The 24,728-nt window shown below is 74.0% G+C and carries 22 protein-coding genes; 10 read left to right on the forward strand and 12 right to left on the reverse strand.

Annotated elements, in window-relative coordinates:
* Nucleotides 1-3: 3 nt before the first annotated feature.
* Nucleotides 4-684, reverse strand: a complete 681-nt coding sequence (mtrA, locus tag IFT77_RS04115; RefSeq protein WP_123546504.1) for an MtrAB system response regulator MtrA — start codon at nucleotides 682-684, stop codon at nucleotides 4-6.
* 172 nt (nucleotides 685-856) lie between these two features.
* Here mtrA and IFT77_RS04120 point away from each other — a divergent pair, with 172 nt between their 5' ends.
* From IFT77_RS04120 to IFT77_RS04140, 5 genes are all read left to right on the forward strand, one after another.
* Nucleotides 857-2,185, forward strand: coding sequence for a hypothetical protein (locus IFT77_RS04120; protein WP_192169271.1), 1,329 nt, complete (start codon nucleotides 857-859; stop codon nucleotides 2,183-2,185).
* Nucleotides 2,182-2,826, forward strand: a complete 645-nt coding sequence (locus tag IFT77_RS04125; protein ID WP_192042043.1) for a DUF4129 domain-containing protein — start codon at nucleotides 2,182-2,184, stop codon at nucleotides 2,824-2,826. Before IFT77_RS04120 ends, IFT77_RS04125 begins: the two co-directional genes overlap by 4 nt.
* A complete protein-coding gene (locus IFT77_RS04130; RefSeq protein ID WP_192169272.1) occupies nucleotides 2,823-4,010 on the forward strand; it encodes a DUF4350 domain-containing protein in 1,188 nt (395 codons plus the stop codon). The genes IFT77_RS04125 and IFT77_RS04130 overlap by 4 nt, the downstream gene beginning before the upstream one ends.
* A 133-nt stretch (nucleotides 4,011-4,143) precedes the next feature.
* Nucleotides 4,144-5,097 carry a MoxR family ATPase gene (locus IFT77_RS04135; protein WP_123546508.1) on the forward strand — a complete coding sequence of 318 codons (954 nt, stop codon included), beginning with the start codon at nucleotides 4,144-4,146 and terminating at the stop codon, nucleotides 5,095-5,097.
* 2 nt (nucleotides 5,098-5,099) lie between these two features.
* Entirely contained in the window at nucleotides 5,100-6,392 is a 1,293-nt protein-coding gene (locus tag IFT77_RS04140) for a DUF58 domain-containing protein (protein WP_192169273.1), read from the forward strand.
* A gap of 189 nt (nucleotides 6,393-6,581) precedes the next feature.
* On the opposite strand, the gene IFT77_RS04145 is transcribed toward IFT77_RS04140, so the two are convergent.
* On the reverse strand, nucleotides 6,582-7,577 hold the full coding sequence (locus IFT77_RS04145) for a stage II sporulation protein M (RefSeq protein ID WP_192042046.1): 996 nt from the start codon (nucleotides 7,575-7,577) through the stop codon (nucleotides 6,582-6,584).
* 18 nt (nucleotides 7,578-7,595) lie between these two features.
* Between IFT77_RS04145 and IFT77_RS04150 the strand changes: the two genes are divergently transcribed.
* Nucleotides 7,596-8,531: an RDD family protein gene (locus IFT77_RS04150; RefSeq protein WP_192169274.1), complete on the forward strand. Its 936-nt coding sequence runs from the start codon at nucleotides 7,596-7,598 to the stop codon at nucleotides 8,529-8,531.
* A gap of 113 nt (nucleotides 8,532-8,644) precedes the next feature.
* On the opposite strand, the gene ahcY is transcribed toward IFT77_RS04150, so the two are convergent.
* From ahcY to IFT77_RS04170, 4 genes are all read right to left on the reverse strand, one after another.
* The gene (ahcY, locus tag IFT77_RS04155; protein WP_192169275.1) at nucleotides 8,645-10,120 is read right to left on the reverse strand and encodes an adenosylhomocysteinase; all 1,476 of its coding nucleotides are present in this window, start codon (nucleotides 10,118-10,120) and stop codon (nucleotides 8,645-8,647) included.
* A 71-nt stretch (nucleotides 10,121-10,191) separates the two neighbouring features.
* Nucleotides 10,192-10,443 (reverse strand): metal-sensitive transcriptional regulator, encoded by a 252-nt coding sequence (locus tag IFT77_RS04160; protein WP_233569053.1) that lies wholly within the window; start codon nucleotides 10,441-10,443, stop codon nucleotides 10,192-10,194.
* 59 nt (nucleotides 10,444-10,502) lie between these two features.
* On the reverse strand, nucleotides 10,503-11,927 hold the full coding sequence (locus IFT77_RS04165) for a phosphomannomutase/phosphoglucomutase (protein WP_192169277.1): 1,425 nt from the start codon (nucleotides 11,925-11,927) through the stop codon (nucleotides 10,503-10,505).
* Complete coding sequence (locus IFT77_RS04170) at nucleotides 11,917-12,129, reverse strand: DUF3499 family protein (RefSeq protein WP_133737779.1); 213 nt, start codon at nucleotides 12,127-12,129, stop codon at nucleotides 11,917-11,919. The genes IFT77_RS04165 and IFT77_RS04170 overlap by 11 nt, the downstream gene beginning before the upstream one ends.
* Before the next feature lie 35 nt (nucleotides 12,130-12,164).
* Here IFT77_RS04170 and IFT77_RS04175 point away from each other — a divergent pair, with 35 nt between their 5' ends.
* Nucleotides 12,165-12,614 (forward strand): hypothetical protein, encoded by a 450-nt coding sequence (locus IFT77_RS04175; RefSeq protein WP_123546515.1) that lies wholly within the window; start codon nucleotides 12,165-12,167, stop codon nucleotides 12,612-12,614.
* Between the two features lies 1 nt (nucleotide 12,615).
* Here the strand turns inward: IFT77_RS04175 and IFT77_RS04180 are convergent, their stop codons facing one another.
* From IFT77_RS04180 to manA, 5 genes are all read right to left on the reverse strand, one after another.
* A complete protein-coding gene (locus tag IFT77_RS04180; protein ID WP_192169278.1) occupies nucleotides 12,616-14,025 on the reverse strand; it encodes a DUF5719 family protein in 1,410 nt (469 codons plus the stop codon).
* On the reverse strand, nucleotides 14,018-16,870 hold the full coding sequence (locus tag IFT77_RS04185; RefSeq protein ID WP_192169279.1) for a glycosyltransferase: 2,853 nt from the start codon (nucleotides 16,868-16,870) through the stop codon (nucleotides 14,018-14,020). Before IFT77_RS04185 ends, IFT77_RS04180 begins: the two co-directional genes overlap by 8 nt.
* Nucleotides 16,871-17,055: 185 nt before the next feature.
* Entirely contained in the window at nucleotides 17,056-17,406 is a 351-nt protein-coding gene (locus IFT77_RS04190; protein ID WP_133737781.1) for a WhiB family transcriptional regulator, read from the reverse strand.
* Between the two features lie 188 nt (nucleotides 17,407-17,594).
* Nucleotides 17,595-18,554, reverse strand: coding sequence for a UDP-glucose 4-epimerase GalE (gene galE, locus IFT77_RS04195; RefSeq protein WP_192169280.1), 960 nt, complete (start codon nucleotides 18,552-18,554; stop codon nucleotides 17,595-17,597).
* A gap of 65 nt (nucleotides 18,555-18,619) precedes the next feature.
* A complete protein-coding gene (gene manA, locus IFT77_RS04200; RefSeq protein WP_192042053.1) occupies nucleotides 18,620-19,786 on the reverse strand; it encodes a mannose-6-phosphate isomerase, class I in 1,167 nt (388 codons plus the stop codon).
* A gap of 235 nt (nucleotides 19,787-20,021) precedes the next feature.
* Here manA and IFT77_RS04205 point away from each other — a divergent pair, with 235 nt between their 5' ends.
* From IFT77_RS04205 to IFT77_RS04215, 3 genes are read left to right on the forward strand one after another with little or no spacing between them, the layout of a single operon-like run.
* On the forward strand, nucleotides 20,022-21,218 hold the full coding sequence (locus tag IFT77_RS04205; RefSeq protein ID WP_192042054.1) for an acyl-CoA dehydrogenase family protein: 1,197 nt from the start codon (nucleotides 20,022-20,024) through the stop codon (nucleotides 21,216-21,218).
* A 43-nt stretch (nucleotides 21,219-21,261) separates the two neighbouring features.
* The gene (locus IFT77_RS04210; RefSeq protein WP_192169281.1) at nucleotides 21,262-22,587 is read left to right on the forward strand and encodes an O-antigen ligase; all 1,326 of its coding nucleotides are present in this window, start codon (nucleotides 21,262-21,264) and stop codon (nucleotides 22,585-22,587) included.
* Nucleotides 22,584-23,912, forward strand: coding sequence for an O-antigen ligase family protein (locus tag IFT77_RS04215; protein ID WP_192042056.1), 1,329 nt, complete (start codon nucleotides 22,584-22,586; stop codon nucleotides 23,910-23,912). The genes IFT77_RS04210 and IFT77_RS04215 overlap by 4 nt, the downstream gene beginning before the upstream one ends.
* A 15-nt stretch (nucleotides 23,913-23,927) precedes the next feature.
* Here IFT77_RS04215 and IFT77_RS04220 read toward each other — a convergent pair whose 3' ends face one another.
* A complete protein-coding gene (locus tag IFT77_RS04220; RefSeq protein WP_192169282.1) occupies nucleotides 23,928-24,713 on the reverse strand; it encodes a polyprenol monophosphomannose synthase in 786 nt (261 codons plus the stop codon).
* Nucleotides 24,714-24,728: the final 15 nt, after the last annotated feature.

Consider the following 24,728-nt stretch of genomic DNA (forward strand, 5'->3'; position numbering starts at 1 on the left):
CTGCTAGGCCCCGCCGCCGGCGCGGTAGCCGACGCCGCGGACGGTCGTGACGATGCGCGGCGCGTCCGGGTCGTGCTCGACCTTCGCCCGCAGCCGCTGCACGTGGACGTTGACCAGTCGCGTGTCGGCCTTGTAGTGGTAGCCCCAGACCTGCTCCAGGAGCATCTCGCGGGTGAAGACCTGCTGCGGCTTGGACGCGAGGGCCAGCAACAGCTCGAACTCGAGGGGAGTCAGGGCGATGACGGCGTCGCCGCGACGCACCTCGTGCGCCGCCACGTCCAGTCGCAGGTCGCCGACCGTGAGCACGTCGTTGGTGGGCTCGGTCGGGGGACGCAGGCGCGTCCTGATCCGCGCCACGAGTTCCTTCGGGTTGAAGGGCTTGACGACGTAGTCGTCGGCCCCGCTCTCGAGCCCGCGGACCACGTCGACCGTGTCGCCCTTGGCCGTCAGCATGATGATCGGCACGCCGCTCTCGGCCCGGATCGCCCGGCACACCTCGAGGCCGTCCTTGCCCGGCAGCATCAGGTCGAGCAGCACCAGGTCGGGCGAGGCGTCGCGGAACGCCGCGAGCGCCCCGTCGCCGTCGGCGCAGAAGTGCGGCTCGAACTCGTCGGCCCGGAGCACGATGCCGATCATCTCGGCGAGCGCGGGGTCGTCGTCCACCACCAGGATGCGCGGGGTCATGGTCTCCGTCTTCGGCTGGGCCGCTCGGGTCGCGGCACGTCGACCCAGATTAGTGCAGGAGGCGCGGATCGGCGGCGAAGGAGGCGCAGGTCGGCTGGCACGCCCGCCGCGGCTGTGGAAACATGGGCCCACGAGCGAGGACGACCTCGAGCGCGGACCACCGGGGGAAGCCATGACCGATCCGAACGACTGGGCGGCCCCCGGGGCGCAGGACGCACCGCGCTGGGGCGAGCGGGTCCCGTCCGCGCCTCCCGCTCCTCCGTCGGCTCCGGACGCCGGCCCGGGACAGCAGCCGCCCGCCTACGGACAGCAGCCGCTCGCCTCCGGACAGCAGCCGCCCGCGTACGGACAGCAGGCCGCGCCGCAGCCGCAGGGTGGTCCCGGTGCCTGGACACCGCCTCCTCGCCCGGGTCTGCTGCCGCTCCGTCCGTTCACGTTCGGCGAGATCCTCTCCGCGTCGTTCCAGGTGTTCCGGCGCAACCCGCGCACCACCTTCGGCACCGCCCTGCTCGCGCAGGTCGTGCTGCTGGTCGTGACCGTGGGCGCCGCCGGGGGCAGCGCCTTCTTCGCGTTCTCCCGCGTCGAGTCGGCCCTGCCCGAGGACCGCGACGCGGTGGCGGCGGGGGCCGTCGCCACGGTCGTGCTCGCGACGCTCGTCCCCGTGCTGCTCACGGTGGTCGTCAGCGCCCTGCTGCAGGGGCTCTTCGTGCTCGAGACCTCTCGTCAGCTGCTCGGCGAGCGCCTCCGGCTGGGCGGCCTCTGGACCCTGGCCCGCGGGCGGATCGGCGCGCTGACGGGCTGGTCGGCCCTGCTCACGCTCGCCTACCTCGTCGCCGCCGGCCTCGTGGTCGGCGTCGTGGCGATCGGCGTCGTCGTCGGCACGGGTCCGAGCATCGGCGTCGGCATCGGGGTGGGCGTGCTCCTCGGCCTCGGCCTGCTGGTGCTCGGCGTCTGGCTCACCATCAAGCTGAGCCTCGTGCCGAGCGCCCTCATGCTCGAGCGCATGCCCCTGCGTGCGGCCGTCGCCCGGTCGTGGTCGCTCGTCCGCAGCTCGTTCTGGCGCACCTTCGGCGTCGTCGCGCTCGTCTTCGTGATGATCCAGATCGCGACGCAGGTCGTCACGGCGCCGTTCTCGCTGCTGTTCGGCGTGTTCGGCAGCCTCATCTCGCCCACCGGCGACGTGGACGGCAGCGCGATCGCGGTCGCGGCCGTCGCGTACGTCCTCACCATCGCCGTCAGCGCCGTCGTGACGGCCATCGGCTCCGTCGTCCAGGCCGCCTCCGTCGGCCTCGTCTACGTCGACCGCCGGATGCGGACCGAGGGGCTCGACCTCGAACTGGTGCGCCACGTCGAGGCCCGCGGCCGCGGCCAGGTCGACCTGCCCGACCCGTGGCGCTCCCCTGCGCAGCAGCAGCCCGGGCAGCAGTTCCCCGGGCACCACCCGCAGCAGCAGGGCCAGCAGCACGGCCCCGACGGCCAGGGCGGGGCACCTCTGCAGTGACGCCGACGACGACCGTGCTGGCCGCCGCCCCTCTCGACCCCGACCCCGACGAGGCGCGCCGGCTGCTGCTGCGCGAGCTCACGGGTCGCGACTACGTCGCGGCCCAGCCCACCTGGCTCGACCGTGCCGCCGACGCCTTCTGGAACTGGCTGAACGGCATCCGCTTCGGCGGGGTCGAGGGCGCGCCCGCCGTGGCCCTCGTGGTGCTCCTCGTCGTCGTGGTCGTCGTCCTCGTGGTGGTGCTCGCGGTCTACGGGGTCCCCCGGCTGAACCGGCGCTCGACGCGTGGACCCGAGCTCTTCGGCGAGGGCGACGACCGGGACGCCGACCGCCTCCGCCGGGCCGCGGCCGAGGCGGCGGCCGCAGGCGACCTCGTGCTCGCCGTCACCGAGTCGTTCCGTGCGCTGGCGCGCGGCCTCGTCGAGCGCGACGTCCTCTCGACGACGCCCGGCACGACCGCCCGCGCGGTCGGCGCCCGGGCGGGGCAGGTGTTCCCCGGCCTCGCCGACCGCCTGGCCTCGGCCGCCGACAGCTTCGACGGCGTGCGCTACCTCGACCGGCCCGGCTCCGAGGCCGCCTGGCGCGAGATCAGCGCGCTCGACCTCGAGCTCGAGCGACTCGCCCCCGTGGCCGCCTCGTGACGGCGACGACGCCGACGGTGCGTGCCTCCGCGCGTCGGGCGCGGCCCTGGGTCGTGCTGGCCGTCCTCGCGCTGATCGGCGCCGTCGCGGCGGTGCTCCTCAGCGGCTCGGGCGCGACGGGCGGCCGGGCGCTCGGACCCGAGAACCCCGCGCCGGCCGGGGCGAAGGCGCTCGTCGAGGTCCTCCGCGACGAGGGCGTGTCCGTCCGCGTCGTGTCGTCGCTCGACCAGGCACGAGGGGCCGCCGCGCGTCCGGACACCACCGTGGTCGTCGACGACGCGGGCTCGTACCTCGTCGCCGACCAGTGGAGCGAGCTCGGCGACGCCGCGAGCTCGCTCGTCCTCCTCGCCCCGGGTGCCACGGCGCTGGACGCGGTCGCCCCCGGCGTCTCCGCGGTCGCCGAGGTCGCCGACGGGGTCCGTGACCTGGGCTGCGACGTGCCCGAGCTGTCGCAGGTCGAGCGGGTCCACGCCGCCGGCCTCGCGTACTCCGCCGCGGGCGTCGACCCCGGTGCGGGCATCGACGTGACGACCTGCGTCCGCGATCCCGACACGGACGGCTCCGGGCTCGTCGTGCTCGACGACGGCGACCGCCGGGTCACGGTCGTCGGCACGACGACCGCCCTCACGAACGGCACGATCGCCACGGCGGGCGCGGACGACGCCGCGTACGCCCTCGCCCTGCTCGGGCAGTCCGACCAGCTCGTCTGGTACCTCCCCGGCGTCGACGACGTGCCCGAGGGGGCCGGCACCCTCGCGACGCTCACGCCGAGCTGGGTCACGCCCGTGCTGCTCCTGCTCACCGCGACCGCGATCGCCGCGATGGTCTGGCGGGGTCGCCGGCTCGGGCCCCTCGTGGTCGAGCGCATGCCCGTCGTCATCCGCGCGTCCGAGACGACGGAGGGGCGGGCGAGACTGTACGAGCGCTCCGGCCAGCGACGGCACGCCCTCGACCAGCTGCGCATCGGGTCGCTCGGCCGCCTCGCCCGCCTGACGGGCCTCTCGTCCACGTCGTCGGTGGACGAGGTCATCGACCGGGTCGCCGGCCTGGTCGGGGCCGATCCCCGTGGGCTCCGGCACGTGCTCGTCGACGCCGACCCTGCCGACGACGCCGAGCTCGTGCGCCTCAGCGACAGCCTGCTCGACCTCGAGCGGGCGACGGCCAGGGCGGCGGCTCCCTCGTGACCGGCGCCGCGCCTCCTCGTCCGCCGGCCGCCCCCTTGCCGGCCGGCCCCTGGCCGGACCACCCCGGGCCGACCTCGCTCCTGACCGCCTCCACCGCCCCTCGCCCTGCGACCACCACCGGGAGAACCGCCGCATGACCACCGAACTCCAGCAGACCTTCGCCCGCGTGCGCACCGAGGTCGGCAAGGCCGTCGTCGCCCAGGACGGCGCCGTCACCGGTCTGATCGTCACCCTGCTCGCCCAGGGCCACGCCCTGCTCGAGGGCGTCCCCGGCGTCGCCAAGACGCTGCTCGTCCGCGCCCTCAGCCACGCCACCTCGCTCGAGACGAACCGCGTGCAGTTCACCCCCGACCTGATGCCCGGCGACATCACCGGCTCGCTCGTCTACGACGCCAAGGCCGGCGAGTTCGAGTTCCGGCCCGGTCCCGTCTTCACCAACATCCTGCTGGCCGACGAGATCAACCGGACGCCCCCCAAGACGCAGTCGGCGCTGCTCGAGGCCATGGAGGAGCGGCAGGTGTCGGTCGACGGCGTCTCGCGTCCGCTCCCCCAGCCGTTCCTCGTCGCCGCGACGATGAACCCGGTCGAGTACGAGGGCACCTACACGCTGCCCGAGGCGCAGCTCGACCGGTTCCTCATGAAGCTGACCCTCGACCTGCCGCCCCGCGACGCCGAGGTCGAGGTGCTCACGCGCCACGCCGCCGGCTTCTCGCCGCGCGACCTGCGCGCCGCGGGCGTGACGCCCGTGCTCGGGCCGGCCGAGCTCGCGCAGGCACAGGCCGAGGTCGGCCTGGTCGGCGCCTCGCCCGACGTGCTCGCGTACGTCGTCGACCTGGCCCGTGCCACCCGCGAGAGCGCGTCCGTCAAGATCGGCGTCAGCCCCCGCGGCTCGACCGCCCTGCTGTCGGCGAGCAAGGCCTGGGCCTGGCTGACCGGCTTCGACCGCATCACGCCCGACCACGTCCAGGCGATGGCCCTGCCCGTGCTGCGCCACCGCCTGCAGCTGCGACCGGAGGCCGAGCTCGAGGGCGTCGACGCCGACGCCGTGCTGCGCTCGGTGCTGCAGCAGGTGCGGGTCCCGATCTGATCATGGCCGTCACCGGATGGTTCGTCGCGCTCGTCGCGCTCGGCGTCGTGCCGATCGTGGCGACGGGGAGCGCCTGGGCGCTCGTGGGCTGGCTCGTGCTCGTGCTCGCCCTCGGGGCGCTGGACGTCGCGCTGGCCGCCTCGCCGCGCCTCCTGCGCATCCGTCGCGAGCTGCCCGGCCCCGTCCGCCTCGGCGAGACGACCTCGGCCGAGCTCGTCGTGGTCAACGAGGGCCGCCGCACGCTGCGCGGCGTCGTCCGCGACGCCTGGCAGCCGTCGGCCGGCGCCTCCGTCACGCGTCGTGCCCTCGTCGTCCGGCCCGGCCGTGCCTGGCGCGCCACCACGACGCTCACCCCGTTCCGTCGGGGCGAACGCCGAGCCGAGGAGGTGACCGTCCGGTCGATAGGACCGCTCCGCCTCGCGGGTCGCCAGGCCGGGCACGCCGTCCCCGGCGCCGTCCGCGTGCTCCCCCGCTTCTCGTCCCGCCGCCACCTGCCCTCCCGTCTCGCCCGCCTCCGCGAGCTCGACGGGCGCACCAGCGTCATGATCCGCGGCCAGGGCACCGAGTTCGACAGCCTGCGCGAGTACGTCCGCGGCGACGACGTCCGCTCGATCGACTGGCGGGCGACGGCGCGCCGCAGCGACCTGGTCGTCCGCACGTGGCGCCCCGAGCGCGACCGACGCGTCGTGATCGTCGTCGACAGCGGCCGCACCTCGGCTGCGCGCATCGACGACGAGCCGCGGCTCGACACCGCGTTCGAGTCCGCCCTGCTGCTCGGCGCGCTCGCGTCCCGCGCCGGCGACCACGTCGACCTCGTCGTCGTCGACCGCCGCGTGCGGGGACGCGTGCAGGGCGCGACCGGAGCCGCCCTGCTGTCGACCATGGTCGAGACGATGGCCCCGATCGAGCCCGAGCTCGTCGAGACCGACTGGTCGACCGTGCCTGCCCTCGTGCGCTCCGTGACCACCCAGCGCTCGCTCGTCGTGCTCGTCACGCCCGTCGACTCCCCCGGCTCGGCCCGCAGCCTGCTCGCCGCCGTGCCGCAGCTGAGCCGACGGCACCTGGTCGTCGTGGCGTCGGTCACCGACCCCGACCTCGCCGTGGCCGCAGTGACCCGGACGAACCGCGACGAGGTCTACCGCGCCGCGTCCGCCGAGCGGGCCCGGCTCGACATCGCGCGCGTCGCCGCCGCACTCGGCCAGGTGGGGGCCGACGTCGTGTCGGGCTCGCCCGCCGACCTGCCGCCGGCGCTCGCCGACCGGTACCTCGCCTACAAGGCCGCCGGCCGCCTCTGACCTCGGCCGGGGGCCTCAGCCGGCACAGCGGCCTCCGCTCGCCGTCAGCCGGCACAGCGGCCCCCGCTCGCCCTCAGCCGGCACAGCGGCCTCCGCTCGCCGTCAGCCGGCACAGCGGCCTCCGCTCGCCGTCAGCCGGCACAGCGGCCTCTGCTCGCCGTCAGCCGGCACAGCGGCCTCTGCTCGCCGTCAGCCGGCGACGAGCTCCGTCGCCCCGGCCTCGAACTCGTCGAGGTCGCCGGTCTGGCCGGCGCGGTGCGCGCGCCCGCCGAGCACCCACTGGTACGCGAGGAACCCGGCCAGCGCGACCGTGCCGATGCCGATCTTGATCGGCCACGGCCAGTCCTGGCGCGTGACGAACCCCTCGATCACGCCCGACACGAGCAGGGCCAGCATGAGCCCCACGGCGACGGTGACGAGCGCGCGGCCGTCCTGGGCGAGCGCCTGCCCCCGGGTGCGGGCGCCGGGGGCGACCCACGACCAGAAGATCATCAGCCCCGCACCGCCGGCGACGAAGATGCTGTAGAGCTCGAGCTGGCCGTGCGGGAGGATGTACAGGAAGAAGTACTCGAGGCGCCCCTGCTCGGCCATCAGGCCCGCCGAGATGCCCACGTTCATGGCGTTGCTCAGCACGACGTAGGGCACCCAGACCCCGGTGATGCCGAACGCCACGCACTGGGCGGCGATGAACGCGTTGTTGGTCCAGACCTGGCCCGTGAACGACGAGGGCGCGCTCTCCGAGTAGTAGTCCACGAAGTCCTCGGTCGCGAACTGGCGACGGAACTCCTCCGAGCCGAACGACGCGAGCACCGCGGGAGACCCGGCCGCCCAGACCGCGAACGACGTCGCCACGACGACCGTGACGAGCAGCACCGCGATCGACAGCCAGCGCACCCGCCAGAGGGCGGCAGGCAGCTGGGCCACGAAGAAGGTCGGCACCTGCGAGGCGAGGTTCCGCCCCGCCCCGGTGAACCGGAGCCGCGCGCGCGACAGGGTCAGCGACAGCCTGTCGGCGACGACGGACGGGCCCGCTGCCGTCTGCAGCGCCGACAGCTCGGCGGCTCCCGACTGGTACAGCCGGATCAGCTCGTCGGCCTCCGGGCCGGTGAGGCGCCGACGGCGCGCCAGGGCCTCGAGTTCGGTCCACTCGTGACCGTGGGCGGCGGCGTAGGCGTCGAGATCCATTCTGCTTAGATACTAGGCATGTCCGACCCGAAGACGCACCAGCCGCCGACGCCCCGGCCGAGGCCGCGACGCACGCGCGCGGGGCGTGCCCCGCGGTCGGCGCCGACCCTGCGTGCCGACCAGGTCGACTTCTTCGACGGTGCCGACGACCAGCTCGTCACGGGCGAGGCGGTCGGTCTCGACCGCCGCCCCACCGGCTTCGTCCTCCGCGTCGCCGGTGCGCTGCTCGACTACCTCACGTACGTCGCCGTGCTCGTGGGCCTCGTGCTGCTGGTCGTCTCGCTCAACGACCGCGGCGCCGTGGACGACGCGACGGCGCAGGCCCTCATGGTCGCGTCGATCGTCGTCTGCCTGATCGGCCTGCCGACCGTGGTCGAGACGGCGTCGCACGGACGGTCGCTCGGCAAGCTGGCGACCGGCGCGCGGATCGTCCGGACCGACGGAGGCGCCATCGGCCTCCGGCACGCCCTCACCAGGTCGCTGGTCGGGATGCTCGAGATCGTGATGACGACGGGGGGACTGGCCGTGGTGGTCGCCCTCCTCAACCGGTCGTCGCGCCGCCTCGGCGACCTGATGGCCGGCACCTACAGCCGCAACGAGCGGGCGCCCCGCATGGGGCGGGTCGTGGTCCAGGTGCCGCCGCACCTCGTCGGCTGGGCCGGCGTGGCCGACGTGGCGCGCCTCCCCGATCCCCTGGCCCGTCGTGTGTCGTCGTTCCTGCAGCAGGCCCCGGCCCTCCGTCCCGACAGCCGTCGACGCATCGCCGAGTCCCTCGCCGACGAGCTCTCGCCGTTCGTCTCGCCCCTGCCCGCGACGGACCCGGAGTCGCTGCTGGCGGCCGTGTCCGCCCTCCGTCGAGAGCGCGAGGGCGTCGCCCTGGGGCGCGAGGCAGCACTGCTCGACCGGCTCGAGCCGGCCCTCACGGGGACGGTGCGGGGTTTCCCGCGGCGTTGAACAGCCCACGTCGCCCGCGGCCCTGACCCGGCTCCGATCCGCCGCTCCGGCCCGCACGCGAGAACGCCCCCGCCCCGTCTCGACGACGGCTCGGGGGCGTTCGTGCACCTGCCTCAGTAGCGGTAGTGGTCGACCTTGTAGGGCCCGTCGACGCTGACGCCGATGTACTTCGCCTGCGCGTCGGTGAGGGTGGTCAGCTCGACGCCGAGCGCGTCGAGGTGCAGCCGTGCCACCTTCTCGTCGAGGTGCTTGGGCAGCACGTAGACCTCGGTCTCGTAGTTCTCGCGGTGAGCCCAGAGCTCGATCTGCGCGAGGACCTGGTTCGTGAAGGAGTTGCTCATCACGAACGAGGGGTGGCCGGTGGCGTTGCCGAGGTTCATCAGACGGCCCTCGCTGAGCACGAGCACGCTGCGCCCCGTGGGGAGGCGCCACTCGTGCACCTGGGGCTTGATCTCGACGCGCTCGGCGCCGGCGAGCGACTCGAGCCCGGCCATGTCGATCTCGTTGTCGAAGTGGCCGACGTTCGCCACGATCGCGAGGTGCTTGAGCGCGAGGAGGTGGTCGACGGTCACGACGTCGAGGTTGCCCGTGCCCGTGACGAGGATGTCGACGGTCTCGACGACGGACTCCAGACGGGCGACCTGGTAGCCGTCCATCGCGGCCTGGAGGGCGTTGATCGGGTCCACCTCGCTGACGATGACGCGGGCACCCTGGCCGCGCAGCGCCTCCGCGGCGCCCTTGCCCACGTCGCCGTAGCCGGCGACGAAGGCGACCTTGCCGCCGATGAGCACGTCGGTCGCCCGCATCAGCCCGTCGGGCAGCGAGTGGCGGATGCCGTACTTGTTGTCGAACTTCGACTTCGTGACGGAGTCGTTCACGTTGATGGCGGGGAAGAGCAGCTCGCCGGCACGGGCGAGCTCGTACAGGCGGTGCACGCCCGTCGTGGTCTCTTCCGTGACGCCCTGCAGCTCGGCGCCGATGGTCGTCCAGCGGTCGGTCGACTCGGCCAGCGAGCCGCGCAGCACCTCGAGGATCACCCGCCACTCGTGGCTGTCGCCGGGGGCGTCGTCGGGCACGGCACCGGCGAGCTCGTACTCGCGGCCCTTGTGCACGAGCATCGTGGCGTCGCCGCCGTCGTCGAGGATCATGTTCGGGCCGGCGAACGAGGCGCCTGCCTCGGCGGCCTCGGCCGACCAGTCGAAGATCTGGGAGGTGCACCACCAGTACTCGTCGAGCGTCTCGCCCTTCCAGGCGAAGACGGGCACGCCCGCCGGCTGCTCGGGGGTGCCGGTCGAGCCGACGACGATCGCGGCCGCCGCCTCGTCCTGCGTGGAGAAGATGTTGCAGCTGGCCCAGCGGACCTGTGCGCCGAGGGCGGTGAGTGTCTCGATCAGCACGGCGGTCTGCACCGTCATGTGCAGCGAGCCGGCGATGCGGGCACCGGCGAGCGGCTGCGTCGGTCCGAACTCCTCACGGAGGGCCATGAGGCCGGGCATCTCGTTCTCGGCGAGCCGGAGCTGGTGTCGACCGGCCTCGGCGAGGGACAGGTCGGCGACCTTGTAGGGCAGCGTGGTCGTGTCAGTGGGCATGGGACCATTCTCGCCCACCCTGCCCCGTGTGTCGCCCAGGAACGGGACGACGCGTCGGGACGTCCCCCGGCTCAGGAACGCACGAGACGGGCGATCGCGGCCGACGCCTCCGCGATCTTCGCGTCGGCCACCGCCCCGCCCTCTCGAGCCGCCTCGGCGACGCAGTGCGCGAGGTGGTCCTCGAGCAGCTGGAGGGCCACCGTCTCGAGCGCCTTCGTGGCCGCGCTCACCTGCGTGAGGACGTCGATGCAGTAGACGTCGTCCTCGACCATCCGCTGGATGCCGCGGACCTGGCCCTCGGCTCGGCGGAGGCGCGTGACGATCTGCTGCTTGGAGCCGCTGTAGCCGGGATATCCCGGCGACGCGGTGCTCGGGTCGGTCGTCACGATGCCCGGATCAGCGCCAGGACCTCGTCGCGCACCGCCTCCATGCCCGAGCGCGTCGCCGCCTCGGCGTTCAGGCGGAGCAGAGGCTCGGTGTTCGAGGGGCGGACGTTGAACCACCAGAAGCCGCCGTCCGCCGACGACCCCGACACGGTGAGGCCGTCTAGCTCGTCGAAGTCGCCCCGGCCGGTGAACGCCTCGACGACGCGGGTGTAGGCGGCGGGCACGTCGGTGACGGTCGAGTTGATCTCGCCGCTGGCCGAGTACGGCGTGTAGCGGTCGGTCAGGGTCGACAGCGGCTCGTCCTGGCGACCCAGCTCGGCCAGCACGTGCATGGCGGCGAGCATGCCGTTGTCGGCGCCCCAGAAGTCGCGGAAGTAGTAGTGCGCGGAGTGCTCGCCGCCGAAGATCGCGCCGGTCGTGCGCATCTCGTCCTTGATGAGCGAGTGCCCGACCCGGGTGCGGACGGGCACCGCACCGGAGGCGACGATCGCCTCGGGCACCGCGCGCGAGGTGATCAGGTTGTGGATGACCGAGATGGAGGCGTCCGGCTCGGCCGCCCGGACCCGGGCGATCTCGCGCACCGCGACGATCGCCGCGACGGCGGACGGGGTGACCGCGTCGCCCTTCTCGTCGACGACGAAGCAGCGGTCGGCGTCGCCGTCGAAGGCGAGGCCCAGGTCTGCGCCGTGGGCGACGACGGCGGCCTGGAGGTCGACGAGGTTGGCCGGCTCGAGCGGGTTCGCCTCGTGGTTCGGGAACGTGCCGTCGAGCTCGAAGTACAGCGGGACGATCTCGAGGGGCAGGGCCGGGAGCCCGGCGGCGGCGCCGAGGACCGCGGGGACGGTCAGGCCGCCCATCCCGTTGCCGGCGTCGACGACCACCTTCAGGGGCCGGACGCCGGCCAGGTCGACGAGCCCGCGCAGGTGGGCCGCGTAGCCCGGCAGCGCGTCGTGCTCGCGGAGCGACCCGGGCGCCTCGACGGGCGAGATGCCGTCGGCGAGGTAGACGGCGGCCCGGTCGCGGATCGAGGACAGGCCCGTGTCGAGGCTGATCCCCTGGGCGCCTGCCCGGCTCATCTTGATGCCGTTGTAGGTCGCGGGGTTGTGGCTCGCGGTGAACATCGCCGCCGGCGCGTCGAGCGAGCCCGAGGCGAAGTAGGACTCGTCGGTCGAGCAGAGCCCGAGGGCGACGACGTCCGCGCCGCGGGCCAGGGCGCCGCGGGCGAAGGCCGCCGCGAACGAGGGCGAGGAGTCGCGCATGTCGTGGCCGACCACGAGCTCGCTCCCCGCCGCGCCCACCTCGTCCGCGAAGGCGGCCCCGAACGCCTCGACGACGTCGTCGGTGAGCTGGCTCCCGACCAGCCCGCGCACGTCGTAGGTCTTGACGAAGGCGGAGAGGTCGACGGTGTCTTCAGTGGTCATGGCCCAAAACTACCCGGCGCAGCACCTGCCAGCCCTGGGGGACGGACAGGGACGACGCGTGTCGGGCGCACAGGTCGTACCCGTGCGGCTCCACCCGGTCGCTCAGGGGGCCGACGACGACCATGGAGTCCGCGTACACGTAGGTGAGGGTCGACACCGCCTCGTCGTGGCAGGTGACCTTGCTGCAGGGTCGTGGCTCCATGGACCGCCACGATACCGCCGGACTACGATGGCGAGATGCCGAGGCCACGTCGAGTCCGCGTCACCGACCGCTCGCGTCGTCGGGACCGACACGGCCGTGGCCTCCGTTCCTCCGCCGCGGGCCCGCACCTGCCGTTCCTGCGCACGAGGGTCGAGCTCTTCGACGACCTCGTCGCCGAGACGGCGGACCACCTCCGTGAGCTGTGGCCCGACGACCTCGCCGACGTGACCTTCGAGGTCGCCGGCCTGCCTGCTGCCCCCGACCCGTCCCGCGTCGAGCGCTGGCGCGTCGACCGGGCCGCCCGCAGCGTGGTCGTCTACCGGCTGCCCATCGAGCGCCTGTCGCACGTGCCCGAGTCGCACCGGCAGGTGGACGACGAGTGGCAGCACCGCGTCCTCGTCGAGGGCTGGGTGCTGCAGGCCGTGGGCGACCTCCTCGGCAAGGACCCGTGGGACCTCTCCCCCGACCGCTGGCGCGACCGCTGACCTACGGGTAGACGACCACCGGGGTGGACGCCGGGAAGGCCGAGGTGACGGGCCACGACGCGACGGCTCCGGCCGCCGACCAGCTCACCGCGGCCCGCAGCCCGTCGGCGTCGCGCAGGGTCATGACGTCGCCGCCGGACACCGCCACGCCGACGGTGCTGCCCGCCGGGACCGTCACCTGCTGCTCCGCGTCGCCGATCTCGACGACCGCCGTGGCCGCCTCCGTGCCGGGGTTCGCGATCGACAGCGTCGGGCCCTCGCCCTGTGGCACCTGCACGAGCGTGTCGCCGCGCAGCGCCGGGGCCGCGGCGGCCCAGGCGAGGTCGACCGCGCCCTCGGGCGAGATCGTGGAGGTGCGGGCACCGGCCACGACGGGCACCTGCGACACCAGGGTGGCGGTCCAGGTGCCGTCCGCGAGGCCGTCGACCGGCACGTCGGTGACGCGCCCGGCCTCGACCCGCGTCTGGAACGTCGCGCCCGTGCCGTCGGCCGTGGAGAGCGTGATCGAGACCTGCGCCGCCTCGTCGCCGGGGACGTAGACCCGGACGACGCTCTGCAGGTCGGCCGAGGAGGGCTCGGTGAGCGCGCCCTCGAGCGCCGCGGAGTCGCGGACGACGATCCCGGGGACGACCACCTGGCGGGCGGGCGAGGCCGCACCGCTGACGATGTCGACGCCGCCGGGGTCGAGGGTGCGCACGACGCTCTGCTGCATCGAGGCGACGATGCGGCCGCCCCGGCTCTGGACGTGGACGACGGGCGAGACGAGGCCCGTCGCGAAGCCGGAGAGCGGGACGACCTTCTGGCTGCGGGGGGCGACGACGATGCCGTCGATCCCGGGGCCCTGCACGCGGCCGTTCTCCGCGGCGATGCCGAGGTCGACGGTCGCGTTGACGTCCGTGGGGTTGACGAGCACGACGAGCGACACGCGGCCGGTCTCGGTCGAGCCCCCGACGAGCCAGGTCGAGCTCGTCGGCTCGGTGCACGGGGCGGCTGCGAAGCCCACGAGCTCGCCCTCCGAGACGGACTGGCTCTGGGCGGCCGCGACGAGCGGGACGTCGTCGCCCTCCACGGGCGTCGTCCACAGCACCGGGTCGGAGTCGCTCCCGTCCGCCCCGGCGAGGGCGGTGCTGTCGTCGTCGCCCGAGCTGGAGGCGGACACGACCTGCGCCCGACCGACCGAGCTGGCGGTCGTGGCCTGCTGGCCCTCGTCGTCCGAGAGCTGGAGCAGCCCTCCCGCGCAGACGCGCTGCTGGTCGACCGCCACCGGGGCGACGAGCTGCCCGGCGGGCACGGTCTGCAGCGTCGGCAGGGGCAGGACGCCCGCGGCGCCGACGACGACGGCCGCGACGGCGAGGCCGGCCGCGCCGAGTCCGACGCGTCGGGTGCGCGCGATGATCGGTCGCTCAGTCATCTCTCTCCTCGTCGAAGGTGGTGGCAGGCTGCTCCGACTCGGGCACGCCGGCCCGGGAGCGTCGGCGGCGCGGCGTCGTCGGCACGGCCAGCAGCAGCGCGGAGCCGAACACGAGGGCCCAGCTGATCAGGACGACGGGGCGGAGCGGCCCGGCGTCGTCGCGGTCCGGAACGGCGCCCGAGGCGTCGACCCAGCGCCAGAGCAGGCCGTTCGTGGTCTCGCCGACCGGCTGGAACGCCGCGGTCCCGTCGAGCGCCTCGCTCGCCCGGCGCTCGAGGGCCTGCGCCTCGTCGTCGCCGTCCGCGGCCTCGCCGAGGAGGACGAAGCCGACCCCGAGCTGGTCGAGGTCGTCGGCCGGGTCGAAGCCGCTGATGCTCACGAGGTTGCCCGCGAGGACCGTGAGGTCCTCGTTGGTCGACGTCAGGCTCTGCGCCGTCGCGTCGAGGGTCGACTGGTCGTCGAGGGTCGCGCCCTGGCCGTGCTCGAGCGACACGGCGAGCGAACCGTCCGGCTGCGGCGTGAGCACGAGGGTGCCCACCTCGGGCGACGCCTCGGCCTCGGCCGTGACGTACGCCGACAGGATGCGGCCCGAGCTCGGGCGCACGTCGCCGGTGCCGAGGTAGGCGGCGACGACGAGCGGGAACACGGACGCCACGGTCACCGCGGCGACGACGACGCCCGCCGTGGGCGCCACGCGCGGCAGCCGGTCGAGGGTGACCGCGGCGGCGCCGACGAGGCCCAGCAGGTACAGGCTCAGCCCGCTCCCGGCCCAGACCGAGGTCGTCTCGCTGCCGACGCCCGAGATCGAGACGTGGGTCGCGGCGACCGCCGTGACGAACCCGAGCAGGGCGAGCGACAGGGCAGGCACGGCACGCCGTGCCTGGCCGACGAAGGGCGCGGCGACGGCGAGGAGGGCCAGCGGGACGAAGGCCGCCGCGACGACGACGGCCGCCGTCGAGCCGCTCACGCCGAGCCCGGCGAGCAGGGTCGTCCAGCCGTTCAGGCCGGTCTCGGGCGAGGCGACGAGCAGCTGCCACGGCGACGCGGGATCGATCCGTGCGGGCACGCCCGGGTCGGCGACGAGCCCCCACCAGGTGCCTCGCGATATCTGCGCGACGGCGAGCGGCACGAAGAGCACCACGGCGGGCAGCGGGACGGCGAGCATCCGGTGGATGCCCCGGGGCCGGGTGGCGAGCGAGCCGAGCCAGATGACGACGAGGGCGGGCCACAACGACGGGGCGGACGCCGCGACGACCGCGAAGAGCAAGGAGGCGGTCGCCCCGGCGGCCCACGACCGGGCCGACCCGATGAGCGCCCAGATCAGGAACGGCAGCGCGACGTGCGCCACGACCGCGCCGATGTGGCCCGACTGCAGGCCGGACAGGAGGGGGGACGAGAGCGCGTAGACCGCGGCGACGACGGCCGGGGTCCACGCCCGGCTCGTGACCCGACGGGCGGCGAACCACGCGCCGAGGGCCGAGGCCGGCAGCGCGACGAGCCAGAGCACGAGCACGGCGGTGGAGGGCGACCAGAACGTGATCGAGCCGAGGACGGCGAGCACCGCGGTGAACGGGTCGCTCGGCCCGACGAACCCGGTGCCGATCTCGTGGCGCCCCCACCCGACGTTGTCCCAGAGCTCGGCGACCGAGGTGCTGAGCGGCAGCAGGCCCCCGCCGGTCAGGGCCGGCTGCGGCAGGAACTCGAGGAACGCCACGACGCCCACGACGGCGGCGACCAGCACGACCCAGAGGCCGCCCGACCCGATGAAGCTCGCCCGGGGGTCCGACGCGTCCTCGCCGTGCGCCACGAGGGCGTCACGGTCGCTCACGCGCCTCTCGCGGATGAGGTTGAAGGAGGCGCGCAGCGGCTCCACGGACGACCAGCTGGTCGTCCGGGTGCGCACGAGCGCCCTCCGCGCGGGCAGCACCCGAGAACCGCCGAACGCCGCCGTCAGGGCGGTGGCGAACTCCCCCGGGACTGCCCCGGGGTTCTTGGTGAGCAGGTGCCAGACGGACCGGACGAAGGCGAGGGGCACGAGCGAGAGCCAGTGCAGCGGCAGCGCGGCCGGGGGCGAGTAGACCAGCCGGCGGTGCAGCTGGGCGGCGCGGTGGAGGCGGGCGGCGCGGGCGTGCCCCCCGGGGGCCTGCCCGAAGTCCTCCGGCTGCCCGGCGCTGGACACCCGCGCGTCGGGCACGAGCACGACGCGGTGCCCCGCGAGGCGGGCGCGGACGGAGAGGTCGAGGGCGGCGTCGACGTGCGGGAGGCCGGGGTCGAAGCCGCCGAGGGCCGTCCACACGCTGCGGCGGACGAGCATGCCTGCGGCCGCCACGCCCAGGACGTCCTCGTGGTGGTCGTGCTGCCCCTGGTCGAGCTGGCTCTCGACGAGCGGCATCGACGCGCCGTAGCGGGTCATCGTCTCGCCGAACTCCGCGATGACGGTCGGGTCGTCGAGCCGCATCAGCTTCGGCCCGGCGACCGCGACCGAGGGCGACACCTCGACCTGGGACAGGAGGCGGTCCAGCGCCTCGGGTCCGGGCACGTTGTCGTGCCCCAGGAACCACAGCCACTCGTCCGGGTCGACGGCGCCGTCGCGGGGAGAGTCGCCCGGCCCCGAGACGCGCACGCCCTGCGCGAGCGCCTGGACGAAGGTCGTGGCGGCGGGCACGCTGGTCAGCTGTGCCGCCCCGCTGAGCGAGAGGCGCCCGGCCTCGCTGTCCTTGCCGCCCGCGTCGACCACGACCAGGGACTCCGGCGGGCGGGTCTGCCGCGACAGCGCGTCGAGGGTTCGGTCGAGGTAGGTCGCTCCACCAGGGGCGACGAGGATCGCTGTGACTCTCGGCTGCATGACCTGAGCAGCCTAGGTCGGGTGCCCCGAGCCTCCGCCGCGCCGCGCCGGTCCCTCCCTACCTGTGAGGAGCCGATGACGACGTCCGTCGGACCGCGGTGGGCGCTGGCCGCCCGGGCCCTGGACCGACGACGGCGCCCGCCCCCCGAGGGGGACGGGCGCCGTGGATGCGTCGGGGCTCCGGGTCAGGCCCGCTTGCGGAGCTTGCGGCGCTCACGCTCGGACAGGCCGCCCCAGATGCCGAAGCGCTCGTCGTTCTGCAGGGCGTACTCGAGGCACTGGGCGCGCACGTCGCACGAGGCGCAGATCTTCTTCGCGTCGCGGGTCGAGCCGCCCTTCTCGGGGAAGAACGCCTCGGGGTCGGTCTGGGCGCAGAGCGAGTCCACCTGCCAGGACAGCTGGGCCTCGTCCTCGTCGCCGGACCGACGGACGCCGGGGACCCCCAGCAGCACCGGGTCGACGTGCCAGTCGTCGGGCACACCCGCTCGGACCGGTGCGACGAGGTCTCGGTCGTCACGGCTCTCGTCGATCGCCATGGCACATCTCCCCTCGTGTCGCTCGCTCCCTGGACGGCTGCGATGTGCCAATTACACCGGTGTAGTTCGGCCACGTCAAGTCGGACCCCATAAACCCTGCACCCCTCATCGAGGGTCAAGCGGGCCCCGGCGTGTCGGGCCGGGACCCGGCGAGCGCCGACACGGCTGCCGAGGAGGCGGTCGTCCGGTCAGGGACGCGGTGCCGCGTCCCAGGCGCTGGTCACCATCTCGAGCAGCGTGTGGCGCATCTCCCAGTCGAGGTCGCGGGCCGCCAGCGCTCCGTCGGCGACGATGCGGTCGGGGTCGCCGGGGCGACGCGGGCCGACCTCCGGGGTGAAGTCGACGCCGGTGCCCTCGCGCATGGCGTCCATGATCTCGGCGACCGACACCCCTCCTCCGGAGCCCAGGTTGTAGGCGGCCTCGACGGGCTCGTCCGCGTCGAGACGACGCGCCGCGGCGACGTGCGAGACGGCGAGGTCGGCGACGTGCACGTAGTCGCGGACGCAGGTGCCGTCGGGCGTGTCGTAGTCGTCGCCGTTGATCCGAGGCGCGCGCCCCGCGGCGAGCGCGTCGAAGACGAGCGGGAACAGGTTGTGCGGGCTGGCGTCCCACAGCTCCGGCGAGCCCGAGCCGACGACGTTGAAGTAGCGGAGGCTCGTGTGCCGGAGGCCGACGGCCGTCGCCTGGTCGCGGAGCAGCCACTCGCCGATGAGCTTGCTCTCGCCGTAGGGAGAGGCGGGGGCCTTGGGGGTGTCCTCGGTGACGACGTCCGTCGGCGGGGTGCCGTAGACGGCGGCGCTGGACGAGAAGACGACCCGGTCGACCCCGGCGTCGGCCATGGCGCCGAGGAGCACCTGCGTGCCGGTCACGTTCTGCTCGTAGGTGTGCAGCGGGCGCTGCACCGAGACGCCGGCGTACTTGTAGCCCGCCACGTGGACGACCCCGGTGACGCCGTGCTGCTCGATCGCGGCGGCGACGGCGGCGCGGTCGAGGATGCTCGCCCGGACGAACGGCACGTCGCTCGGCACGAACGCCTCGAGGCCGGACGAGAGGTCGTCGAGGACGACGGCGTCCATGCCCGCCCCCGTGAGCTCGCGGACGACGTGGGACCCGATGTACCCGGCACCGCCGGTGACCAACCATGACATGGCGTCAGCCTAGCGAGGCGAGGAGGCGCCCCCGGTCCGCAGCACAGCCGCCCCTGCGGCGCGGGTCAGGCGGGCGTCGCCACCCACAGCAGGCCGCCGCCGCTGACCGCGAGGCGGACCTCGTCGGGGGTCACGAAGGCGGACTCGCCCCGGGCGAGGTGGATGGTGCCGTCCTGTCCCTTGACGTCGACCTGGCCGTCGGTGACGAGCAGGATGCTCGGCCCGCCGATCTCGACGACTGCGCCCGCGCCTCCTGCCGCGACCCGCAGCAGCGCGAAGCCGGTGCCCTCGGGGGCGAAGCGCTCGACCCCGCGGGCGACCTCGACGGGGCGGAGCCACGGGACGGGCAACGGGGAGAACTCGAGCACCCGAAGCAGCTCGGGCACGTCGACGTGCTTGGGGGTGAGGCCGCCGCGCAGCACGTTGTCCGACGGCGCCATCAGCTCGATGCCGAGCCCGCCGAGGTAGGCGTGGACGTTGCCCGCCGGCAGGAACAGCGCCTCGCCGGCCCGGAGCGAGACCCGGTTGAGCAGCAGCGACACGACGACGCCGGGATCGCCCGGGTAGAGGCGGTCGAGCTCGACGACGGTCGCGGTGCTCGGGCTCGGGTCGGCGACCGCCCTCGCCAGCTCGGCCACCGCCCCGACGACCCGTCGCGACTCGTCCGAGCCGTCGAAGAGCCAGGCCAGCGTCGACTCGAGCGACGCCGCGACGCTGCCGCGGAGCGCCGAGAGACGACCGGTGCCCGCGTCGATCACGTCGATGTCGGCGAGGGTCTCGGCCGGGTCGCGGAAGCCGCAGAGCGCGTCGAAGCGCTCGCTGAGGGCGACGATGATCTCGGGCTTCGGGAACCGGTCCTTGTAGTTGCGGTGCGGTGCGTCCAGGGGGACGCCCGCCGCCTCCTCGCGGGCGAAGCCCTCCTCGGCCTGCTCGGGCGTCGGGTGCGCCTGGATCGACAGCGGCTGGTCGGCGGCGAGCACCTTGAGCAGGAACGGCAGCTCGGTGCGGTCCCGGCCGAGCGCCCGGGCCGGCTCGGCAGCGAACCAGTCGGCCAGGGTGTCCGCGCCGTCCACGACGGCCGGGTTCACCACGATGCTCGGCGAGCCCGGGTGCGCCCCCAGCCACAGCTCCGCCTCCGGCCTGCCGGACGGGCGGCGCCCGAGCAGCTCGGAGATCGCGGTGCGGGAGCCCCATGCGTAGTCGCGCGGGGTGTTCGTGATGGCGAGGAACATGGTTCTCCGAGCGTGTCGTGGGTCGTGCCCGTCGGGCGGCGTGCGCGGCGACCGTGCGGCCGCGCTTGGGTCCCCTCTACAAAGGGCCGAGCACGCCGGCCGGGAGGCCTTGGCCAAAACTACCAAGCTCTTTGCCGCTGCCGAGCTGCCTGCCTAGGCTCGCCGCGTCTCACCCGGGACGGCGGCGCGCGGGCGTCGTCGTCGCCACCACGACACGGAGCAACGGAGCCACCTGATGTCCACATCGACCCTCACCTCGTTCACCTCGCTCGCCAGCGACTTCTACGGGTACGAAGACCTGCTCACCGACCGCGAGAAGTCGGTGCTGGCCGACCTGCGGCGCTACCTCGAGACGGAGGTGAAGCCGATCGTCAACGACCACTGGGCCCGGGCGGAGTTCCCGACGAGGATCGTCAAGGGGCTCGCCGACCTCGGCATCTTCGCCCTCCCCTGGGAGGAGACCCGTCCGTTCGAGAACTCGGCCGTGTTCCGCGGCTGGGTCGCGCTCGAGCTGGCCAGGGTCGACGCGTCGGTCGCGACCTTCGTCGGCGTCCAGAACGGCCTGGCGATGGGGTCGATCAGCGTCGGGGGCTCGCCCGAGCAGCGGGCCGAGTGGCTGCCGAGGATGGCGAGCGGCGAGCTCGTGGGGGCCTTCGGCCTCACCGAGCCGCTCTCGGGCTCCGACTCGGCGCAGGGGCTCCGCACGGTCGCGACCCGGGACGGCGACGGCTGGGTGCTGAACGGCTCGAAGCGCTGGATCGGCAACGCGACCTTCAGCGACCTCACGATCATCTGGGCCAAGAGCGCCGAGGACGGTCAGGTCAAGGGCTTCATCGTGCCGACCTCGACCCCCGGCTACACGGCGACCAAGATCGAGGACAAGCAGAGCCTCCGCATCGTGCAGAACGCCGACATCGTGCTCGACGGGGTCCGTGTGCCCGAGAGCCTGCGCCTCCAGCAGGCGAACTCCTTCCGCGACACCGCCTCGGTGCTGCGGCTCACGCGGGCCGAGGTCGCCTGGGCCGCGGTCGGCAACTCGATCGGCGCCTACGAGGCGGCCCTCGCCTACGCCGGCGAGCGCGTCCAGTTCGGCAAGCCGATCGCGGCGCACCAGCTCGTGCAGGACCTGCTGGTCAAGTGCATCGGCAACATCACCGCCTCCCTCGGGATGGTCGTCCGCGTGTCGCAGATGCTCGACGACGGCAAGCAGCGCGACGAGCACGCCTCGCTCGCCAAGGCCTACACGACCGCCAGGATGCGCGAGACGGTGGCACACGCCCGGGAGGTGCTGGGCGGCAACGGGATCGTGCTCGACTACGACGTCGCGCGCCACTTCGCCGACGCCGAGGCCCTCTACAGCTACGAGGGCACCCGCGAGATGAACACGCTCATCGTCGGCCGGAGCATCACCGGCCAGGCCGCGTTCGTCTGAGCACCGGCCCGGCACGGGGGCGCCGTCGTCTAGCCTGGTCCGCATGACGACGACGCTCCCCGCTCGCCGTGCCGCGCCGGCGCCTCCCGAGCGTGCCCGCACGCTCTTCGCCACGCTCGTCTTCCTCGTCCTCCTGGGCGGCGACGTGCTGCGCAACGCGACCAGCTTCTGGGGCTGGGGCCTGGTCTGCGGCGTCATGGTGATCGCCGCGGCGGTCGTCGTCGTGCGGCACCCGCCGCGGGTGCGGACGCTGCCGCGCCTCCTCGTGCTCTGGCTGGCCTTCGCCGTGGTCTCGCTGGCCTGGTCTCAGTACCCCGCCGCCTCCGCCATCGGCATCGTCGCGACGCTGGCGACGACCCTCGGGGCCGTCGCCGTCACCTCGACGCTGCCCTGGCCGTCGATCGTCGTCGCCCTCGGCCGGGCGCTGCGGCTGTACGTCGGGGCCTCGCTGCTGTTCGAGCTCGTCGTCGGCGTGTTCGTGCGCCGGCCGGTGTGCCCGGTCTACCTCGACTGCTCGGGCGGCGTCCCCGACGCGTTCTTCTGGTCGCGGGCCGAGCTGTTCACGGGCGGCCGCATCCAGGGGCTGCAGGGCAACAGCAACATCCTCGCCGTGTTCGCCCTCCTCGCCCTGGTGGTGACGGCCGTGCAGCTCTCCGCCGGCCAGGTGACGAAGAACGCCGGCCGGGTCGGCATCGCCGCGGCCGTCGTCGCGCTCCTGCTCACGCGGTCGGCCACCACGGTCGTCTGCGCCGTCGCGGTCGCCCTGGTGCTGCTCCTCGTGACGAGGCTGCGGGCGACGCCCGCCGAGAGGCGCGGGCGGGTCTACGGCGCCGCCGCGGTCCTGGCCGTGCTCGCGGCGGGGCTCCTCGTGCTGGCGCGCCAGCCCCTGCTCGCCCTCGCGGGCAGGAGCGGCGACCTCACCGGCCGCACGGACATCTGGTCCGCCGTGCTCGACCTCGGCGTGCAGCACCCCGTCGTCGGCTGGGGCTGGGTCAGCTACTGGATCCCCATCTCGGAGCCGTTCATCGACCTCGCCGAGCGCAACGGCGTCGTGTACCTGCAAGCGCACGACGCGTACCTCGACGTCTGGTTCCAGCTCGGCTGGGTCGGCCTCGTGCTCTTCCTGCTCGTCGTCGTCGGCGTGCTGCTGCGGGCGTGGTCGTGGGCGACGGACCGCCGCGTCCTCGGCGTGGGACGCGAGGCGGCGTGGTCCGCGCTCGACCTGCTGCCGGTGCTGCTCCTCACCCTCCTCCTCGTGCACGGCCTCACGGAGTCGCGGCTGATCGTCGAGTGGGGCTGGGCGATCTTCGTGGTCGTCGTCGTGGTCACGCGACGGGACGCCTACGGCTGGACGGACCGCGACCGGTGATCGACGGGCTCGGCCCGCGACGTCGCGACCCCCTGCGGCGGTACCTCTCGGCCTGGGTCGGCTTCTCCGCCGGCGGCCACTTCTCCCAGGCGCTCTCGGTGGCGATCGTGCTCTTCGCGTTCTCGACGCAGGCCATCCGCTCGGTGATGGGCTGGCCGGGCGCGGTCGCCGTGCTCGCGACGCTGCTCGTGCTCGCGGCGCTGTCGCTGTTCGGCGGCCGGCACCACGTCGAGTGGCACGGCATCCTGCCGGTGTCGCTCATCGCGCTGTTCAGCTTCATGGCGATCAGCGTGCTCTGGAGCGAGTACACCTGGGTCACGGTGGGAGGCGTCGCCTACGCCGCGGGGTTCGGGGCGCTCGGCCTCTACCTGGCGCTGGGACGGGACCTGGTCCAGGTCGTGCGAGCCGTCGGCGACGCGCTGCGCATCGTCCTCGTCGCCTCCATGTCGCTCGAGGTGTTCGCCGGGTTGTTGATCGACCAGCCGATCCGGTTCCTCGGGATCCGCGGCGACCTGGCGCTCGGCGGGCCGATCCAGGGCCTCGCGGGCACGCGCAACTACCTCGGCTTCCTGGCGGCGCTCGCCCTCGTCACCTTCGTGGTCGAGTTCCTGACCCGGTCGGTCCCCCGCTCGCACGCCGCCGCGTCCGCCGTGCTCGCCGCCGTGACCCTGCTGTTCGCGCGCTCGCCCGTGGCTGCGCTGGCGGTCGTGGTCCTCGTCGTGGCCGGCCTCGCCCTCCGCGCCCTGCGCAAGGCTCCCGAGCACCGGCGTCCCCTGCTGCAGAGCGTGCTGGTCGTCGTGGTCGTCGTCGGCGGCGCCATCTCCTGGGCCCTCCGCGACTCGCTACTCGCGAGCGTCGACGGCGCCTCCGACCTGAGCGCTCGGTCGTTGCTCTGGGCGCGCGTCCGGAGCCTCGCCAGCGTGCACGACATCACCGGGTGGGGCTTCGTGGGCCAGTGGCCGGCCGAGATCTTCCCCTTCTCGACGGTCCTGGCGCCGGACGGCCGCCCCTACGCGACGGCCCTCAACGCGTTCTTCGACATCTGGCTGCAGCTCGGCCTCGTGGGCGTGCTGCTGCTCGTCGTCTCGGGAGCCCTCGCGCTCGTGCGGAGCTGGGCGACCGCCTCCGGCCACCCGATCGTCGCGTACGTCTGGCCCGCCCTCGTGCTGGTGCTGATCGGGGTCACCGCCGTCGCCGAGAGCTTCGTGCTCTTCGAGGGGACGCTCATGCTGTTCGTCGCGATCGCGACGATCGCCGCCCGCAAGCGGTCGTGGCGCTCCCGCCTGCCGCAGCTGACAGCTCCCCCGGTCGGGTCGGACCGCTAGTCGGCCCGGCCGCCCTCAGCGCTCGACGACCCAGTCGGGGCCCGGTCGGCGACCCAGAACGGCTGCGAGGCGCCGCCGGAGGCCCCAGACGGTGACCCGCGCCATGGCCTCGACGACGATCGCCTGGCTCATCTTCGACTCGCCCAGCTCGCGTTCGCGGAACTCGATCGGCACCTCGACGACGCGACCGCCGCCGTCGAGCGTGCGGAGCGTCATGTCGACCTGGAAGCAGTAGCCCTTGGAGTCGATCCCCGCGAGGTCCATGGCTGCGAGGGCGTCTCGGGTGTAGACGCGGAAGCCCGCCGTCACGTCCTTGAGACGGAGGCCGAGGGCGAGCCGGGCGTAGAGGTTGCCCCCGCGGCTGAGCAGCTGACGCGACACGGGCCAGTTCACGACGGAGCCGCCGGGCACCCAGCGGCTGCCGATCGCGAGGCTCGGGGTCCAGGGGGCGTCGCCGCTGACCCGCGAGATCATCTCGGGCAGCGCCTCCGGGGGGTGGGAGCCGTCGGCGTCCATCTCGATGACGAAGTCGTAGTCGCGCTCGAGGCCCCAGCGGAACCCCTTCACGTACGCGGAGCCGAGGCCGAGCTTGCCCGTGCGGTGCTCGACGTGGATGCGCGGGTCGTCGGCCGCCATGCGCTCGGCCAGCTCGCCGGTGCCGTCGGGGCTGCCGTCGTCGACGACGAGGACGTCGATCTCGGGGACGGCCGCGAAGAGGCGCCCGAGGATGATCGGGAGGTTCTCGACCTCGTCGTAGGTGGGGAGGACGACGAGGGCGCCTGCGCCGGTGTGGGTGTTCATGGGTGCCTTCCTGTG

This window comes from Frigoribacterium sp. CFBP 13729 (assembly GCF_014841875.1).
Taxonomy (GTDB): Bacteria; Actinomycetota; Actinomycetes; order Actinomycetales; family Microbacteriaceae; genus Frigoribacterium.

Excerpts from the sequence above, each read along its gene's own strand:
- mtrA (WP_123546504.1), bottom strand. The coding sequence starts at position 684 with ATGACCCCGCGCATCCTGGTGGTGGACGACGACCCCGCGCTCGCCGAG.
- IFT77_RS04120 (WP_192169271.1), top strand. The coding sequence starts at position 857 with ATGACCGATCCGAACGACTGGGCGGCCCCCGGGGCGCAGGACGCACCG.
- IFT77_RS04135 (WP_123546508.1), top strand. The coding sequence starts at position 4,144 with ATGACCACCGAACTCCAGCAGACCTTCGCCCGCGTGCGCACCGAGGTC.
- IFT77_RS04140 (WP_192169273.1), top strand. The coding sequence starts at position 5,100 with ATGGCCGTCACCGGATGGTTCGTCGCGCTCGTCGCGCTCGGCGTCGTG.
- IFT77_RS04145 (WP_192042046.1), bottom strand. The coding sequence starts at position 7,577 with ATGGATCTCGACGCCTACGCCGCCGCCCACGGTCACGAGTGGACCGAA.
- IFT77_RS04150 (WP_192169274.1), top strand. The coding sequence starts at position 7,596 with ATGTCCGACCCGAAGACGCACCAGCCGCCGACGCCCCGGCCGAGGCCG.
- ahcY (WP_192169275.1), bottom strand. The coding sequence starts at position 10,120 with ATGCCCACTGACACGACCACGCTGCCCTACAAGGTCGCCGACCTGTCC.
- IFT77_RS04165 (WP_192169277.1), bottom strand. The coding sequence starts at position 11,927 with ATGACCACTGAAGACACCGTCGACCTCTCCGCCTTCGTCAAGACCTAC.
- IFT77_RS04170 (WP_133737779.1), bottom strand. The coding sequence starts at position 12,129 with ATGGAGCCACGACCCTGCAGCAAGGTCACCTGCCACGACGAGGCGGTG.
- IFT77_RS04175 (WP_123546515.1), top strand. The coding sequence starts at position 12,165 with ATGCCGAGGCCACGTCGAGTCCGCGTCACCGACCGCTCGCGTCGTCGG.
- IFT77_RS04180 (WP_192169278.1), bottom strand. The coding sequence starts at position 14,025 with ATGACTGAGCGACCGATCATCGCGCGCACCCGACGCGTCGGACTCGGC.
- IFT77_RS04185 (WP_192169279.1), bottom strand. The coding sequence starts at position 16,870 with ATGCAGCCGAGAGTCACAGCGATCCTCGTCGCCCCTGGTGGAGCGACC.
- IFT77_RS04190 (WP_133737781.1), bottom strand. The coding sequence starts at position 17,406 with ATGGCGATCGACGAGAGCCGTGACGACCGAGACCTCGTCGCACCGGTC.
- galE (WP_192169280.1), bottom strand. The coding sequence starts at position 18,554 with ATGTCATGGTTGGTCACCGGCGGTGCCGGGTACATCGGGTCCCACGTC.
- manA (WP_192042053.1), bottom strand. The coding sequence starts at position 19,786 with ATGTTCCTCGCCATCACGAACACCCCGCGCGACTACGCATGGGGCTCC.
- IFT77_RS04205 (WP_192042054.1), top strand. The coding sequence starts at position 20,022 with ATGTCCACATCGACCCTCACCTCGTTCACCTCGCTCGCCAGCGACTTC.
- IFT77_RS04210 (WP_192169281.1), top strand. The coding sequence starts at position 21,262 with ATGACGACGACGCTCCCCGCTCGCCGTGCCGCGCCGGCGCCTCCCGAG.
- IFT77_RS04220 (WP_192169282.1), bottom strand. The coding sequence starts at position 24,713 with ATGAACACCCACACCGGCGCAGGCGCCCTCGTCGTCCTCCCCACCTAC.